Raw genomic sequence first — 14,230 nt, 5'->3', positions numbered from 1 at the left:
CAAAGGGGGTGGGCATCGGGTAACGTAACTAGGCAGTGGTCGTGAGGAAGTTTGGCCGTTGTTGTTTTTACCCCTTTTTGCTAGTCTGCCCCCCCCGACACAACCCGCAGAAATTACTGAGGTCAGCGGCGCATCACCAGCGGAGCTACTTGGAACAACGGTAGCCCCTGATCTCAGCAGTACAACGCCGCTCAGCCCGAGGCCAACACCGGATTTTACAGCCCCCCTCCGTCTTGGGGAGGCCAATGCTGAAACGCCCGTTGTCCGTGATCAACCCTTAGAGGTGACGGCCGATCGCCAAGAGTTTGATCTGATGCGGCGATTATTTAATGCCATTGGCAATGTTTTCCTCCGATTCAAGGAAGCTGAACTCACCGCTGATCGTATTCAAACCGATATTGACGCCCAAATTCTGGTGGCGGAAGGTAATGTGACAATTACGCGCGGCGATCAAGTCCTGCAGGGCGATCGCTTGGAATATAACCTCAGACTCGATCAAGGCTCTCTCACGAATGCTCGCGGCGTCGTCAATACCGCTAGGGTGGATCAAGACCTGAGCCTGACCCGCTCTCCTAGCCCCCCACCCCTTAGCCCTCTCCCCGGTCTTGACGAACAGGGCACAGATCCCCAAGCCGAAGTGACAGAAACATTTGATCGGTTGCGCTTTGAGGCCGATCGCCTAGAGTTTGATGGCCGCCGCTGGTTTGCTACCAATCTACGGATTACCAATGACCCCTTTAGTCCACCAGAACTGGAGGCACGGGCTCAGGAAGCAACAGCAGAACCCCTCAGTGCCGATGAAACCCTGCTCAAGGTACGACGGGGTCGTGTGGTCTTTGATCAGCGGGTGGCCTTACCCATTGTGCTGCGGCGGTTTGTTGTAGGTCGTCCCTACGAAGTGTTGCCCTTTGAGTTTGGCTATGATGAACAAGATCGCGGCGGCGTATTTCTCGCCTATCGCTACAGAGCGATCAACACTCCCAATACCCAAATCACCTTCCTGCCATCCATTTATTTAGAACGGATCATCAACAATGACTTTGATGTTTTTGATGCTAAAAGCTACGGGGCGGCGATCGAGCTAGGCCATCGGTTCACGCCGCAGACTCGTGTGCGCGGTTACGGCTTCTTGAATACGCTCAACCCTAACGACTGGCCGAGTACGTCACGCGCAGGGGTAGACTTGTTCTACAATTTTGATGCCCGCAATCTCCTAACTGTTTCTGCCCTTTATCGCCAACGGGTTTTTAATCGTTCCCTTGGGGAGCAAGAAATTACCAGTAGCTTTGGCGGCACGTTCAGTGGTACAGGTATTCCCTTAACTCAGGGCCTAGCACTCAGTTATCTTCTGGGAGGTCAATACGTCACGGCAGCCAGTGATGATCCCTCCCTACCCCCTAAGCCAAGCCTAGGTCGTCTTCAAGCTGCCGCAAGTCTTAACTGGGTGATGCCCATTTGGCGGGGCACTCCCTTGCCGCCGACGCGAACCCAAGGCCTGCGCTATAGTCCCCGTCCTGTCCAACCCTTCTTGCAGTTCTATGGTCAGGTAGGCGGTGTAGCGAACTACTATACCAATGGCAGTACCCAACCCGCGTTAGTTGCAGGGGCAGGGTTTCGGGGTCAAGTGGGTCATTTTTCTCGTCATTGGTTTGACTACACCAGTTTTGATGTGGGATTTACACAGACATTGAGTGAGCCATCCTCCCCCTTTCTCTTTGATCGGATTACTGATTTTAGTGTGCTCAACGTGGGATTGTTGCAGCAGATTTACGGTCCGCTGCGAGCGGGTGCCCAAATGCAAATTAATGTGGACACAGGGAGAGTTTTTGATACAAACATTATTGTGGAATATAGCCGTCGCACCTATGGGGTGATGTTTCGCTATAACCTCGATCGCCAGTTGGCGACGATTCTTTTGCGCATTAATGGGTTTAACTGGCGCGGCAATGCTGATCCCTTTTCCAGTCCCGGACTGGGTACGGCGACCGATGGTGTGATTCGCTCCAATTAGGAGGATGCTTCTATGCCAACACCCAATGTACGTGTTTTTCCAGATTTGGCTGCCCTGACGGCGGCGGCAAAGCAGTTTGTGCTTGAGCAGGCCACTGGGGCGATCGCCCAACGGGGACAATTTACGCTTGCCCTTGCCGGCGGCAACACGCCTAAACCGTTGTATGAAAGCCTTGTCTGTGCGGATACCCCTTGGTCACGGTGGCACATTTTCTGGGGGGATGAACGCTATGTTCCCCTCGATCATCCCGACAGCAATGCGGGGATGGCCTTTCAGGCGTGGCTCAATCATGTACCGATTCCCAAAAATCAGATTCACCCAATGCCAACGGCGGATGCGGATCCGCAGACCGCTGCCGATCGCTATGAGCAAATCCTGCGCCAAACCTTTGGCATCCGTGAAGGAGAAGTTCCCAGCTTTGATCTGATTTTGCTCGGTATGGGACCCGATGGCCATACGGCCTCCCTGTTTCCCCACACAGCAGCGCTGACGGTGGGCGATCGCCTGATTACCGTGGGCAACAAGGATGGCCAGCCCCGCCTCACCTTCACAGTGCCCCTGATTAACCATACCCGTCAAATTCTCTTTCTTGTGACGGGTGCCAATAAACAAACTGCCCTACGTCATATTTTCTCTGGGACAACTGATCCCCATCTCTATCCAGCACGGCTGATTACTGGCAATGCCCTTTGGTTTTTGGATGCGGCGGCGGCTGAGGGTGTCGTTGCAAACGCCTAGGCTGTGGGTCTGCCCCGTTCGTGAATGGCCTGAATAATTGCAGTATTGGCTTTTGGAAAGGGAAACTGCTCCAATTCCTCAGGGGTCACCCAACGGATGGCATCGCACCCCAAGGGCTGAGGACTTCCTGAAAGATACTGGCAGTAATAGACATGGAGCGTCACCCGAAAATGGGTGTAGGCATGATCAATGTCAATCAAATGCTCACCAACACTAATCTCAATGCCCAATTCCTCACGAATTTCCCGCTGAATACACTCCTGAACCGTCTCATTGGGTTCAATTTTGCCCCCCGGAAACTCCCATAGTCCCCCCAATAGACCTGTTGGTGGCCGCCGATCGATGAGAATCTGACCTGCCGCATTCCAAATCACCGCGACACCAATCTTTTTATGGGGTAAGGGGGAACGGCTCATTTTGCGAGGAATCTCATGGGTTAACTGGTGGCGATGCGCCAAGCAATGATCTTGCCAAGGACAAGCATGACACAGGGGTTGGCGGGGTGTACAGATGGTTGCCCCCAGATCCATCAGGGCTTGATTAAAATCGCGGGGGGCTTGGGAACACAGCAGTTGCGCCGACCACTGCCAGAGTTGGGCTTCCGCTTGCTTGGGGGGGATCGTGAGTCCATAGAGACGGGCAAGCACCCGTTTGACATTGCCATCGAGAATCGGCTGGGGCTGATTAAAGGCAGCACTGAGGATCGCACCTGCGGTACTGCGACCAATTCCCGGTAACGCCACCACGGCCTCGTAGGTGCAGGGAAATTGCCCCCCATGATCGGCCATGATCTGTTGAGCCGCGCGGTGCAAATGGCGTGCCCGTGCATAGTAGCCCAATCCCTGCCACAGTTTCAAGACGGTTTCCAAATCGGCAATCGCTAAGTCGGCGATCGCGGGAAAGGTGGCTAGCCAACGCTGATAGTAGGGAATCACCGTGGCCACTTGGGTTTGCTGCAGCATGATTTCTGAGACCCAGATGGCATAGGGATCGCGCGTGTGCCGCCAAGGTAAATCCCGCCCCTGCTGCTGATACCACTGTAAAAGTGCAAAACGAAGGGCAGGTAGTGTATACCCGCCCCCACGGTCCTGTACCGTTGGCATGGGTTATTTGCTGTCTTCCCCTTGGGCAGCCGCTTGCAGCGATCGCTCGAATTCAAGACGTTGCTCGGCACCGCGCAAGAAGTAACCACTCATCATTGCCGAAGCCAAGAGACGCCCAAGGTGCTCCCGATTCGTGGTAATGGAAACCTCAAACCCCTCCGGTGGCAAGTAGCCCAGCAGGTTGCCAATGTGGCGTTCCATCACAATGGCCATTTCCGGCGACGCGGGACGGGACAGGCGAGCCACCACTTCTGCATCCAAACTTTGCAGATAGTTCCAGAGGGAATCAGCACTTTCTTGAAGATTGCGAGGGTTCATGGTTGGCTCCATAGAGTGTCCTCCCAAAAAGGTAGTCTGGCCAACAGGTCATCGTGTCTGTGATAGCCTAGTTTTAATCTAGCAAGGGTGAATTTTAGGTGGGGGGTGGGAGAACCGATCTCCCAAGGTCTCATTTTCCGTCCCCGTTTTTATTATTATTTAGTTAATAAAAATAGGGTTGTTCTGGGTGAATTCCTATGACGGAACGTGATTTGTTTGACCTTGCACCCTACATTGATCATACCCAGCTTGACCCCTTGGCAACCCCAGCAGAGATTGAACGGTGTTGTGCCGAAGCCGAACAGTGGAAATTTGCCGCCGTCTGTGTCATGCCCGTGTGGGTGAAGACCGCAGTCCAGTTGCTCCATCGCACACCCGTGAAAGTGTGTACCGTCATTGGCTTTCCCAGTGGTGCCCACACCAGTGCCACGAAACTCTATGAGGCGCAGGAGGCGGTTGACAGTGGGGCAACTGAGTTGGATGTGGTCATTAACTTGGGTTGGCTCAAGGAGGGCAACACCGAGGCCGTCTATCGCGACATCGCCCAAATCTGCGCGGAAACGGGGGTAACCGTTAAGGCAATTTTGGAAACCACGGTGCTGACAGAGGAAGAAAAACAACTGGCAGTGGATATTTGCTTGGACGCGGGGGTGGCTTTCCTGAAAACCAGTACCGGCTGGCGCGGTGGTGCCACGGTTGCGGATGTGCGTTTGCTCAAGCGCTTGAGTCGCGATCGCGTCGGCATAAAGGCCTCTGGCGGCATTCGTACCCGGGAGCAAGCCCTTGAACTCATTGATGCCGGTGCCACCCGCTTGGGCACCTCCCGTAGTCTCGACTTGATGCAGGTTTAGCTATTCCCCTGTAATCGCAAGGGGACTCACCCACACGGACGGACAACAACCGTAGGGGGTCACTTCAACCTCAGTGCCCAGATGGAGGATATTTTTCAGCAGACTGCGAATGTCCCCGGCCACGGTGGCCGCTTCAATGCTGATGGCTTCGCCGTTACGCAGTAACCAACCGTCAAAGGGGAGGGAAAATGAGCCTTGGAGGGCTTTCACGCCCGCATGGAGGGCATGGAGTTCATCAATCCAAACAAGGCCATCGGCGCGATCGCCCCCTTCACCCGCTGGGACATCGTAGAAGTGACCACTCACTGTCACCTTTGCCCCTAAGTTGGCATGCCCCGTGGGCTGGGTTTGAAAGCGACGCGCCGTACCAGCACTGTGGTAGAGACCCGTGAGAATCCCCTGCTCAATTAAAGGGGTGCGGCGGGTGGGGGTACCTTCGCCATCAAAGAGGGGTTGACCGACATTTTCAGGGTGGCGAGCGTCATCATAGATGCTGAGAAGGGGGCTGGCGATCGCCTGATGGAGGGACTCCGGCGTCGAAAGGCTTTGACGATCCAAAATGTTTTGGGCATTAAAGAGATTGCTAAAGGCATTGAGCAGGCTGAGGAAGGCGGCGGGTGAAAAAAGAATGGGGTACTGACCCGAAACAATGGGTTCATAGGCCAAGTGGCGAATGGTTTTGTCGGCCACTTCATCAATGCAGCCCGCAATGTCTAAGTGCTCAAGATCGGGACTGATGCGAATGGCACCCGCACTGCGGGGTTTGCGACCCGCCTCATCGGTTTTGCTGTAGAGATAGAGTGTGGTTGTGGTGGTGGTTTGCTGGCGATTGGCACCCTCACTGTTGAGATAAAACCGTTCTAACCGTCGCTGGCTCAGGCCATTGTAGGGCACACTGGCGATCGCTGGGTGGCGTTCCAAGAGGTCTCGTTCCGCAGCAATCAGTTGATCCAAGAGGGTTTTCGCCGGGGCAAGGGGCACATCAGCCGTCGTTAGCGTCGTCTCCCCAAGGGGCGCTGTGGCCAAGGGACTAAAGTCGGGAATGTCCTCGGTGACGCCAAAGGCACTGGCTTCTTTGGCCATTTCTAGGGCTGTTTCCAGACCGCGATCGTCCAATTGGGTGGTGCTGGCAACCCCTAGGCGACCCGTTGAGTTCCACACCCGCACGGTAATCCCCGATCGCTGGGAGGCCTTCACCTGTTTGGGTTCTCCCTGCTGCACTTGGACACTCACCTCATCCACATGGGAGCCACCAAGGTCAAATTTCTCAATACCAAGGCGGCGGGCGATCATCACGACCCGCTCGTGGAGGGTGGATGCAGGGGTCAAGGTTACCGTCATGGTGTTCGGTTCAATGTAATTAACAAATCTTAAAACCATTCTAGCCCTATCCTCGGCGTGGTGGGCGATCGCCTAGGTGGGTTAAAAATCACATCGTTTCTCGCTAAGATTTTTGGAGCAATGTTGATCGCGAGAAGGGAGCCATGGTGCAACCATCCTTGGGGCTTGATGGTGACGGCGAGTGGTTGGGGGGAAAATCGCCCCAGTGGTCTGAGCGCCGCGCCCGCCTTGAAGAATTAATTGTGACACTGCGGGTTGCCGATGAATTGGCGGCTGGTAAATACTTGATTACCAGTGGTGAATTGGCAGAATTGATGGATGTGCACGCCAGTGCCGTCACCAGTCGCGGTGAAGAATGGACATGGCGCAATTGGCAGATTTCGCGGGTGCGCCGTGAAAGCAACCAAATTCTCTGGCAATTGGAACGCATTGATGTCGCCAAAGAGCAGTCCTCAGAATTGCCCCCGACGTAGTTTGCGAGCGAATCATGGATCTGGAATTTCCCCTTGAGTGTTTTGAGTACGACTTGAGTGCTACAGCCTTAGCGCACTTTCTCAATGCCGATCAGTTGGCCGTGGATACGGAAACCATGGGCTTGAATATCCCCCGCGATCGCCTGTGTCTGGTGCAGGTGTGTGACCCCGAGGGGCAAGTGGCCGTTGTCAAGATTGGCCGTGGCCAAACCGAAGCCCCCCACCTTCAGCAACTCCTAGAGCACCCCCGCATTACTAAAATCTTCCACTACGCCCGCTTTGATCTGGCCACCTTGCGCTACCATTTGGGGATCCGTGTTCATCCCGTTTTCTGCACCAAAGTTGCCAGTAAGATTGCCCGCACCTATTCCCCCCGCCACGGCCTTAAGGATTTGGTTCTGGATCTGCTGGGGGTAGAAATTGATAAATCCGCGCAAAGCTCCGACTGGGGGAATGCCATGGCACTGCGGGAGGATCAAATCCGTTATGCCGCTAATGATGTGCGCTATTTGATTCCTCTGCGGCAGCAGCTCACGGCCATGCTGAAACGGGAAGAACGCTTTGAGTTATTCCAAACGGCTCTGAGTTGTCTACCCGCGATTGTCGATCTGGATTTAGCGGGCTACACTCAAGTCTTTGAGCACGGCTAGGAATGGGTCAATGGTCGAAACAGAAGTTGGCTGGCCACGCTGACACCGCTCATTAAAGGCGCACGCATCGCAGTATTTCCGAATCTGGGCTGGGGGCACTTGGGGCAGCTCCTGTCCTTGCTCATAGGCTTGTAACCATTGGCGCAGTTGGCTAAGGCACTGCTCTAGGGTATGGTGGATTTGCTGGTGGATCGCCTCACTGTAGGGAAAGGTGTAGAAATTTGCCCCCTTTTCTCCTTGGGCAAACCAGTAGGTCATGGAAATCTCGCTGGGGGGGTAGGGACTGGTGGCTGCCAGGAGATAACAGTAAAGGCGAGTCTGCCAATGACGGGCTAAGGTGTCTGGGGCGGGCAGATGGGCATAGGTTTTCCAATCGAGGATCTGCGCTTGCCCTTGGCCAAAAATCACGTAGTCATACACGCCCACAAGGGTGAATTCCTGCCAGCCCAGACTGCGGACATGCTCTGCTTCCCCTTGGCCCTCGATCATCGGCGGTGGCATGGTTTGAAAGGCCGCAAACCACGGTTGTAATTCGGGCTGCGCCTCAAGAATTGGGCGGATATCGAGTCCTTGAAAGTGCTGTTGCATCAGGCGGTGGAAGTCGCGACCCTGCTTTTGGGCAGTGGTTTCCGTTAATTGTGTGGCCTCTGGCAGTATCAAGCTGTCAAGATAGCGGTACTGATATTGCCGTGCACAGGTTTGCAGGGTGCGCAGATGGGCTTGGGAAAGTTGCATAGTCTTAGATGTCTAGATCCAACCCAATAGTGTCATGAGGCCGTAGAGAATCCACAGCGTGGCAATGGCGATCGCCCAATAGGGGGCAGCCCAAGATTGCTTTTGCTGTAAATCTAGGGAGTGCCACTCACTCACCTCAACAAAGGGAACTGTCCCACGTCGAAACCAGCCGCGTACCACCAGCGATCGCCCCGCCAAGGTTTTCAGATAGGCTGGCTCAAGGATTGGCCAAATCGGCCCCCAAGCTCGATGGCAGCGCAGGGGAAACAAGCCCTGATCCGTCTCCAGCCACAGGTGCTGTCCTAGACCATTGCGCAAGCCGGTCACTGCCCGTAAATGCCCCTTTAGCTCGGCAACGGGACTATCGAGGGGCAAAAGACGATGGAGAAGCTGACCCAAGGTGTAGGTTTGGGGAGGCCGAGGCGGGTAGTAGGCATTCAGACGTAAAAAGAGGCCTAACCCAAGGCCAATGGGAATGAAGCCCCGTGCCAAGGTTAACCCATCCGCCAACCACCACAGAGGAAAGGCGATCGTCCCCGCCCGCAGTGCAAATTGACCAACGCCCGTGAGGATAATCGTCGTGATGACTCCCGCGATCGCCCCCCAGAAGGGAGCCAGTTGTAGCCAGGCCCGTTGACAGCGAAGGGAGGAAGTCGAGGGCAGGGAAAGCAGGGGTTCCAGTCGCCATTGCCGCGCATCGGTCATCAGGGCTTGCAGGCGTAGTCCAAGGGGACGATGGGAGGAGGTCAAGCGAAACCAATAGCGCAGGGGATGGGCGGTATCCCAGCGGAGCAGCATTGGCCAATCGAGGGGTTGATTGCCCCACAGGGCAGCTTGGGTTGGATTTAGGGGTAGGAGCAGGCGCAAGGATTCTAGGGGGGCACCGATTTCCCCTTGGGCACACACCGTCGTTGCTGTGGCTGCCATGAGGCGCAACCAAGCCATCACAAGGGTATTGGGATTACCGATCAAGGCTGCCCCTTGGCGATCGCTATAGTAGTGCCGCAATTGATTGCTCCAGAAGCAGAGCATCTCCAGCCCACGAAAGAGAAGATAACTTCCCTGACCCACTATGGCGCAGAGGAGATAGAGGGTACCCCTGATGATCCGCCGTTCCCAATTGTTGCCATAGGGAGGGGCAAAACGATCGCCCCAACGGCTACACCAACAGTAAAGGTCATAGGGCAGTTGCAACAGCAGTACAAGGGGGGTCACTAGGGTATTCAGCCCCAGCCGTAGTTGGGCAATTTCACTGGCCATTAAAGCCAGCAGTTCCTCGCCAGAGAGCGATCGCAATAGACCTTCGCTGACAATAATGCGGCGCTGCCAGCGTCCATAGCTAAAAATGATCGGTGCTGCCGTCATCAAGCAGCCTATTTGGGGACGGGGTTGCCACCACGACCACGACAAACGCCCCAAGAGCATCACCGTTTCCGCACTATACTCCTCAAGTTCGCCGAGACTCACGGGACGCAGACCATAACGGGCACGCAATCGCCACGACCACAGCCAACTGTCACCACTGAGCAGCCCCAGCCCCAAGCAGCCCAGCAAAAACCACGCCATCACCCCTTCCCAGCCCCGCAGGAGTGCCAGTTGATCATTGGCATAGTTGAGGAGACCCGCAATCATCCCTTGGAGCAGCCCTTGCAGCAGCCAAGCAATTAGCAGCAGTGTTGCCCCCTGACTCAGCCAGAGATAAATGCGAGGCATCTGCCGCAGTTGCATAGGCCGCCTTAAACTAGGCGCTGAAACACACTCAAGGTAGGAGGAAGTGGGTTCCTCATCCAAATAGCGTTCTAACTCTGGCAGATGTTTTTCTGCCCAAGCCCGAATGGAGGGGAGGGGCGATCGCGCCAAGAGTTGACACAGATCAATGGCCTCTTGCCACTGGTGGGTGTGGGCATAGGCTTTAATCAGGTGCAGATGAGCCTTTAGACCTTCGCGGCGTTGACCGTGGCTGGCAATGACGGCTTTGAAGGCGGCGATCGCCAGTTGATAATCTCCGCGATTAAAGGCCGCTAAACCCGCAATATAGCGAGGATCTAAGCGAAAATCGGATTCTGGATCGGGCATACTTGAGTATTCCCCAGATCACGGTTGCTGGTTACCACCAAGGGCGTGGGCTTTCAAATCCTCTAGGGAGACATACTCAAGGGCACTGACATGGGTTGCTTCCAGAATTACTGGGGGAGCTACGTCAGCCTCTAGGGCTTCCCGCCAACGGGAGGCACACAGACACCAGCGATCGCCCGGTTTCAGCCCCGGAAATTGATAGGCGGGCACTGGCGTCGAAAGATCATTGCCCCGCGAACGGGTAAAGGTGAGAAATTCGGCGGTCATTTCCGCACAGACCACATGGGCACCGACATCTCCTGCCCCCGTCCGACAAAAACCATCGCGATAGAATCCTGTGAGTGGATTTTGACAGCAGCACACCAGGGGTGTTCCCAACACATTCATTGCCGTCATCACCAATGCCCCTAAGTCATCAACCTAAGTCTAGCTATAGCATAGGAGGTTTCCCAATGTTCCTACAGCAAACCAACCAATCCTTCACAAATAAGTTAAACTAAGGGGCAGTGTAGCTACAAAAATGTTTGACCTATGCCTAGCGTTGTTCCCCAAGAGCGGCAACAGGTTACTCGCAAGCACTACCCCAACTACAAAGTCATTGTTCTCAACGATGACGTCAATACGTTTCAGCACGTGGCTGCCTGTTTGATGAAATACATTCCCAATATGACCAGCGATCGCGCGTGGGCATTAACGAATCAAGTTCATTACGAAGGCCAAGCCATTGTTTGGGTGGGACCCCAAGAACAGGCGGAACTGTACCATGAGCAACTTTTGCGGGCGGGGCTGACAATGGCACCCCTTGAACCCGCATAGGCATTGCCCTTTGTAAAGCCTGTTATCACCGCTATTAAAAACTTTGAATCCTGTTACCTTTCTTCATATGTCAGGATAAAAGGTAGTTTCAAAGATTGAGGAACTGCCTATGGCCGTCACTACGCCCAAACGTCCACCGCGCTTAACGCTTCAGGTGTTGGACATTGCCCCTGAGACGACGGCAATTCGCTGCCTAGATTGGGATCGCGATCGCTTTGATATTGAGTTTGCCCTTGAAAATGGCACCACCTACAATTCCTTTCTGATCAAAGGGGAACAGATTGCCCTCGTAGATACGTCCCATGCCAAGTTTAGTGATCGCTACCTCGAGCAACTCTGGCAACTAGTGAACCCCAGTGACTTGAACTATCTCATCGTCAGCCATACCGAACCCGACCACAGTGGCCTGGTCAAGGATGTATTGGCAAAAGCCCCCCATGTAACCGTGGTGGCCTCAAAGGTGGCATTGCAGTTTCTGGGGGATTTGATCCATCAGCCCTTTAGTCAGCGACAGGTGAAAAATGGCGATCGCCTTGACTTGGGGAAAGGGCATATTCTTGAATTTGTCATGGCACCCAATCTCCACTGGCCCGACACCATCCTCACATTTGATCACGGCACCCAGACCCTCTTTACCTGTGATGTTTTTGGTGCCCACTTCTGCAATGATGATCCTTTTGACAGCGAACCGGAACTACTAGAACCCGATTTCAAGTTTTACTACGATTGTCTGATGGGGCCTAATGCCCGCTCCGTTCTTTCGGCCTTCAAGCGCTTGGAACCCCTGCCCCCCGTGCAATTGGTGGCCACAGGCCATGGCCCACTGCTGCGCTATCATCTCCCGCAATGGCTAGATTCCTACCGCAACTGGAGTCAAGAACAGGCCAAAGCGGCAACGACGGTGGCTATTTTCTACGCCGCCAACTATGGTTATGCCAATGCTCTTGCCGAAGCGATCGAACGGGGGGCAGCCAAAACCGGTGTGGTGGTTGAAAAAATGGATCTGCTCACCGCTGAACCCCAAGATATTCGCGAACTCACCGAGATTGCTGCAGGAATCATTATTGGTACCCCACCCACCACTGCCGTGGCGAAAACGGCACTGAGTACCATTCGCGTTGCTGCCCATGCCAAGCAGGCGATTGGGGTCTTTGAAAGTGGTGTGGCCGATGCTGAACCGGCCTATCCCCTGCTCAACCAGTTTCGGGATGCGGGACTGACGCCTTCATTTCCTGTGATTCGGGTCACAGCAACTCCCACCGATGCCCTCTTTCAAGAGGCGGAAGAAGCGGGTACCGACATGGGTCAATGGCTGTTGCGCGATCGCACCGTCAAGCAAATGAAGGCCTTGGATACCGACTTAGATAAAGCCCTTGGGCGGCTCAGTGGTGGTCTCTACATCATTACGGCACAAAAAGGTGCCATTAACAGTGCCATGTTGGCCTCTTGGGTGGCGCAGGCCAGTACCGAACCTCTTGGGGTTTCCATTGCCGTGGCCAAGGATCGGGCTATTGAGTCCTTCCTACACGTGGGGGATGCCTTTGTCCTCAATGTTCTTGAAGAAGGGAACTACCAGCCCCTGATGCGCCATTTTCTGAAGCGATTCCCACCGGGCGCCGATCGCTTTGCCCATGTGAAAACCTATCCAGCCAGTAATGGCAGTCCCATTTTGGCCGATGCCCTTGCTTACATGGAATGCACAGTGGTCAGCCGTCTTGATGCCCACGATCACTGGATTGTCTATAGCACCGTTGACAGTGGCCGTGTCTCAAAACCCGATGGCATGACTGCCGTTCACCATCGCAAAGTGGGGAACCATTACTAAACTTGGGCACTCCCTACCCAAAGTGCGCTAGACTAGGTTTGCTGCGGACGTGGCGGAATTGGCAGACGCGCTAGATTTAGGTTCTAGTACCGCAAGGTGTGTGGGTTCAAGTCCCTCCGTCCGCATCCTAGGGATTAGCAATTGAGTACAAAGTTTGCAATTCACTCTTAAGAAAGGGGTGGCAGCAAGCTTCCCCATAGTGCAGATTTAGAAAAATGGACACAACTGGACTCGAACCAGTGACCCCCACGATGTCAACGTGGTGCTCTAACCAACTGAGCTATGCGTCCTCGGAATTCCTAATATAGCATACACAAGGCTAACCTTTAAGTAGTTTGACCGTCACATTTGTATCGGTGCGATCGCTCAACGAACGAGTGGCCACCCCTAAAACCACTGGCTCAGTCACCCCCGGTTCAGGATGTTCGATGGTTCGTGCAATCACGGTCAGGCGATCGCTCCCTCGGCCGAGCCGTCCCAAGGAAAATAAATCATTCGCTGCCTGTACCAGCGTTGCCTCAAGGGTACTGCTCTCAATGTCCGGGGGCACTGTGATCACAACTTGCGTTGCTCCGTTGTCATAGACGAGGGTGTATTTGCCGGCACCGGGCACTGGGGAGTGCACAATCGGTACAATACTCAAGGCAAAGAGTCCCACTGTCACAACACCGAGAAACCCCGTAATACCAACAAAGCGAAAGCGCACACCCCAGCGAAAAACAAATGTGAGTGCGGTTAAGCCAGCCATGACAAGGGTGGCAATGCCAGCCCAGCGGCTATAGGTGGCAAAATCGGCGGGGGTCAGCACTACTCTTCCTCCTCATTACTGACAAAACCATTCCCAGGGGCTTGATCCTGCTGCAACGCTGCCCGCAGGGTATGCCATGTCAATGTCGCACACTTAATCCGCACCGGAAACTGAGCCACCCCCTGCATGACATTGAGCTTGCGAAACTCCCGAGGGAACTCAAACTGCCCCTTCATCATCGCTTGGAACTGCTCCACCATTTGGAGGGCACGACTCACGGGTTGCCCCCGCAGGGCATCGGCCATCAAATCCGCTGAGGCCATGGCGATCGCACAGCCTTCCCCCTCAAACTGAATATCCTGAATGATTGTCTCCCCCTGCTCATTGGTGCCTAGGGCAACAGTTAAATCAATTGTGTCGCCACAGGAAGGGTTATGTCCCCGCTGCTGACGATCCACAGGCTGAGTGCGGCCACGGTGGCGAGGTTTCTTGTAGTGCTCTAGGATGACTTGCTGGTAGAGAGTGCGGAGATTATTAAGAGACAT

At 54.6% G+C, this 14,230-nt stretch carries 15 protein-coding genes and 2 tRNA genes; 8 read left to right on the top strand and 9 right to left on the bottom strand.

Annotation, left to right across the window (positions count from 1 at the left end; genetic code table 11):
* Nucleotides 1-61: 61 nt before the first annotated feature.
* Together QYC28_RS12010 and pgl are read left to right on the top strand one after the other, a co-directional pair.
* Nucleotides 62-2,011: a DUF3769 domain-containing protein gene (locus QYC28_RS12010; RefSeq protein WP_302679548.1), complete on the top strand. Its 1,950-nt coding sequence runs from the start codon at nucleotides 62-64 to the stop codon at nucleotides 2,009-2,011.
* A 12-nt stretch (nucleotides 2,012-2,023) separates the two neighbouring features.
* Nucleotides 2,024-2,749, top strand: a complete 726-nt coding sequence (gene pgl / locus QYC28_RS12005) for a 6-phosphogluconolactonase (RefSeq protein ID WP_149821133.1) — start codon at nucleotides 2,024-2,026, stop codon at nucleotides 2,747-2,749.
* Here the strand turns inward: pgl and mutY are convergent.
* Nucleotides 2,746-3,852 carry an A/G-specific adenine glycosylase gene (gene mutY / locus QYC28_RS12000; protein ID WP_149821131.1) on the bottom strand — a complete coding sequence of 369 codons (1,107 nt, stop codon included), beginning with the start codon at nucleotides 3,850-3,852 and terminating at the stop codon, nucleotides 2,746-2,748. The genes pgl and mutY overlap by 4 nt on opposite strands.
* A gap of 3 nt (nucleotides 3,853-3,855) precedes the next feature.
* Entirely contained in the window at nucleotides 3,856-4,170 is a 315-nt protein-coding gene (locus QYC28_RS11995; RefSeq protein ID WP_226971964.1) for a DUF760 domain-containing protein, read from the bottom strand.
* A gap of 197 nt (nucleotides 4,171-4,367) precedes the next feature.
* On the opposite strand from QYC28_RS11995, the gene deoC reads away from it, so the two are divergent.
* Entirely contained in the window at nucleotides 4,368-5,021 is a 654-nt protein-coding gene (deoC, locus tag QYC28_RS11990) for a deoxyribose-phosphate aldolase (RefSeq protein WP_149821126.1), read from the top strand.
* On the opposite strand, the gene QYC28_RS11985 is transcribed toward deoC, so the two are convergent.
* Nucleotides 5,022-6,314, bottom strand: coding sequence for a TldD/PmbA family protein (locus QYC28_RS11985; protein WP_190278354.1), 1,293 nt, complete (start codon nucleotides 6,312-6,314; stop codon nucleotides 5,022-5,024).
* Between the two features lie 191 nt (nucleotides 6,315-6,505).
* On the opposite strand from QYC28_RS11985, the gene QYC28_RS11980 reads away from it, so the two are divergent.
* Together QYC28_RS11980 and QYC28_RS11975 are read left to right on the top strand one after the other, a co-directional pair.
* Nucleotides 6,506-6,835 (top strand): hypothetical protein, encoded by a 330-nt coding sequence (locus tag QYC28_RS11980; protein WP_149821125.1) that lies wholly within the window; start codon nucleotides 6,506-6,508, stop codon nucleotides 6,833-6,835.
* Nucleotides 6,836-6,849: 14 nt separating this feature from the next.
* The gene (locus QYC28_RS11975) at nucleotides 6,850-7,485 is read left to right on the top strand and encodes a ribonuclease H-like domain-containing protein (protein WP_149821123.1); all 636 of its coding nucleotides are present in this window, start codon (nucleotides 6,850-6,852) and stop codon (nucleotides 7,483-7,485) included.
* Here the strand turns inward: QYC28_RS11975 and QYC28_RS11970 are convergent.
* From QYC28_RS11970 to QYC28_RS11960, 3 genes are read right to left on the bottom strand one after another with little or no spacing between them, the layout of a single operon-like run.
* The gene (locus QYC28_RS11970) at nucleotides 7,450-8,220 is read right to left on the bottom strand and encodes a PD-(D/E)XK nuclease family protein (protein WP_286625851.1); all 771 of its coding nucleotides are present in this window, start codon (nucleotides 8,218-8,220) and stop codon (nucleotides 7,450-7,452) included. The two genes, QYC28_RS11975 and QYC28_RS11970, sit on opposite strands and share 36 nt — an antisense overlap.
* Before the next feature lie 12 nt (nucleotides 8,221-8,232).
* The gene (locus tag QYC28_RS11965; protein ID WP_302679547.1) at nucleotides 8,233-10,296 is read right to left on the bottom strand and encodes a zinc metalloprotease HtpX; all 2,064 of its coding nucleotides are present in this window, start codon (nucleotides 10,294-10,296) and stop codon (nucleotides 8,233-8,235) included.
* A gap of 18 nt (nucleotides 10,297-10,314) precedes the next feature.
* On the bottom strand, nucleotides 10,315-10,692 hold the full coding sequence (locus QYC28_RS11960; protein WP_399362305.1) for a DUF2237 family protein: 378 nt from the start codon (nucleotides 10,690-10,692) through the stop codon (nucleotides 10,315-10,317).
* Between the two features lie 135 nt (nucleotides 10,693-10,827).
* Between QYC28_RS11960 and clpS the strand changes: the two genes are divergently transcribed.
* The 3 genes from clpS to QYC28_RS11945 all read left to right on the top strand — a co-directional run bounded on the left by clpS (nucleotide 10,828) and on the right by QYC28_RS11945 (nucleotide 13,062).
* The gene (gene clpS, locus QYC28_RS11955; protein ID WP_149821115.1) at nucleotides 10,828-11,112 is read left to right on the top strand and encodes an ATP-dependent Clp protease adapter ClpS; all 285 of its coding nucleotides are present in this window, start codon (nucleotides 10,828-10,830) and stop codon (nucleotides 11,110-11,112) included.
* Nucleotides 11,113-11,221: 109 nt separating this feature from the next.
* The gene (locus QYC28_RS11950; protein ID WP_302679546.1) at nucleotides 11,222-12,937 is read left to right on the top strand and encodes a diflavin flavoprotein; all 1,716 of its coding nucleotides are present in this window, start codon (nucleotides 11,222-11,224) and stop codon (nucleotides 12,935-12,937) included.
* A 43-nt stretch (nucleotides 12,938-12,980) separates the two neighbouring features.
* Nucleotides 12,981-13,062 (top strand) — tRNA-Leu (locus QYC28_RS11945).
* Nucleotides 13,063-13,153: 91 nt separating this feature from the next.
* Here the strand turns inward: QYC28_RS11945 and QYC28_RS11940 are convergent.
* The 3 genes from QYC28_RS11940 to sufU form a co-directional block, all read right to left on the bottom strand.
* Nucleotides 13,154-13,227, bottom strand: a tRNA-Val gene (locus tag QYC28_RS11940).
* 29 nt (nucleotides 13,228-13,256) lie between these two features.
* Entirely contained in the window at nucleotides 13,257-13,745 is a 489-nt protein-coding gene (locus QYC28_RS11935; protein WP_206200786.1) for a Ycf51 family protein, read from the bottom strand.
* A complete protein-coding gene (gene sufU / locus QYC28_RS11930; RefSeq protein ID WP_286649681.1) occupies nucleotides 13,745-14,230 on the bottom strand; it encodes a Fe-S cluster assembly sulfur transfer protein SufU in 486 nt (161 codons plus the stop codon). The genes QYC28_RS11935 and sufU overlap by 1 nt, the downstream gene beginning before the upstream one ends.

This window comes from Thermosynechococcus sp. HY596, from assembly GCF_030518715.1.
Taxonomy (GTDB): Bacteria; Cyanobacteriota; Cyanobacteriia; order Thermosynechococcales; family Thermosynechococcaceae; genus Thermosynechococcus.
The sequence above is the reverse complement of the archived record's forward strand: the minus strand, read 5'-3'. Positions and strand labels throughout refer to the sequence as shown.

What these genes read in the sequence shown, in the direction of transcription:
- pgl (WP_149821133.1), top strand. Translation starts at nt 2,024, where the DNA reads ATGCCAACACCCAATGTACGTGTTTTTCCAGATTTGGCTGCCCTGACG.
- mutY (WP_149821131.1), bottom strand. Translation starts at nt 3,852, where the DNA reads ATGCCAACGGTACAGGACCGTGGGGGCGGGTATACACTACCTGCCCTT.
- QYC28_RS11995 (WP_226971964.1), bottom strand. Translation starts at nt 4,170, where the DNA reads ATGAACCCTCGCAATCTTCAAGAAAGTGCTGATTCCCTCTGGAACTAT.
- deoC (WP_149821126.1), top strand. Translation starts at nt 4,368, where the DNA reads ATGACGGAACGTGATTTGTTTGACCTTGCACCCTACATTGATCATACC.
- QYC28_RS11985 (WP_190278354.1), bottom strand. Translation starts at nt 6,314, where the DNA reads ATGATCGCCCGCCGCCTTGGTATTGAGAAATTTGACCTTGGTGGCTCC.
- QYC28_RS11980 (WP_149821125.1), top strand. Translation starts at nt 6,506, where the DNA reads ATGGTGCAACCATCCTTGGGGCTTGATGGTGACGGCGAGTGGTTGGGG.
- QYC28_RS11975 (WP_149821123.1), top strand. Translation starts at nt 6,850, where the DNA reads ATGGATCTGGAATTTCCCCTTGAGTGTTTTGAGTACGACTTGAGTGCT.
- QYC28_RS11970 (WP_286625851.1), bottom strand. Translation starts at nt 8,220, where the DNA reads ATGCAACTTTCCCAAGCCCATCTGCGCACCCTGCAAACCTGTGCACGG.
- QYC28_RS11965 (WP_302679547.1), bottom strand. Translation starts at nt 10,296, where the DNA reads ATGCCCGATCCAGAATCCGATTTTCGCTTAGATCCTCGCTATATTGCG.
- QYC28_RS11960 (WP_399362305.1), bottom strand. Translation starts at nt 10,692, where the DNA reads ATGACGGCAATGAATGTGTTGGGAACACCCCTGGTGTGCTGCTGTCAA.
- clpS (WP_149821115.1), top strand. Translation starts at nt 10,828, where the DNA reads ATGCCTAGCGTTGTTCCCCAAGAGCGGCAACAGGTTACTCGCAAGCAC.
- QYC28_RS11950 (WP_302679546.1), top strand. Translation starts at nt 11,222, where the DNA reads ATGGCCGTCACTACGCCCAAACGTCCACCGCGCTTAACGCTTCAGGTG.
- sufU (WP_286649681.1), bottom strand. Translation starts at nt 14,230, where the DNA reads ATGTCTCTTAATAATCTCCGCACTCTCTACCAGCAAGTCATCCTAGAG.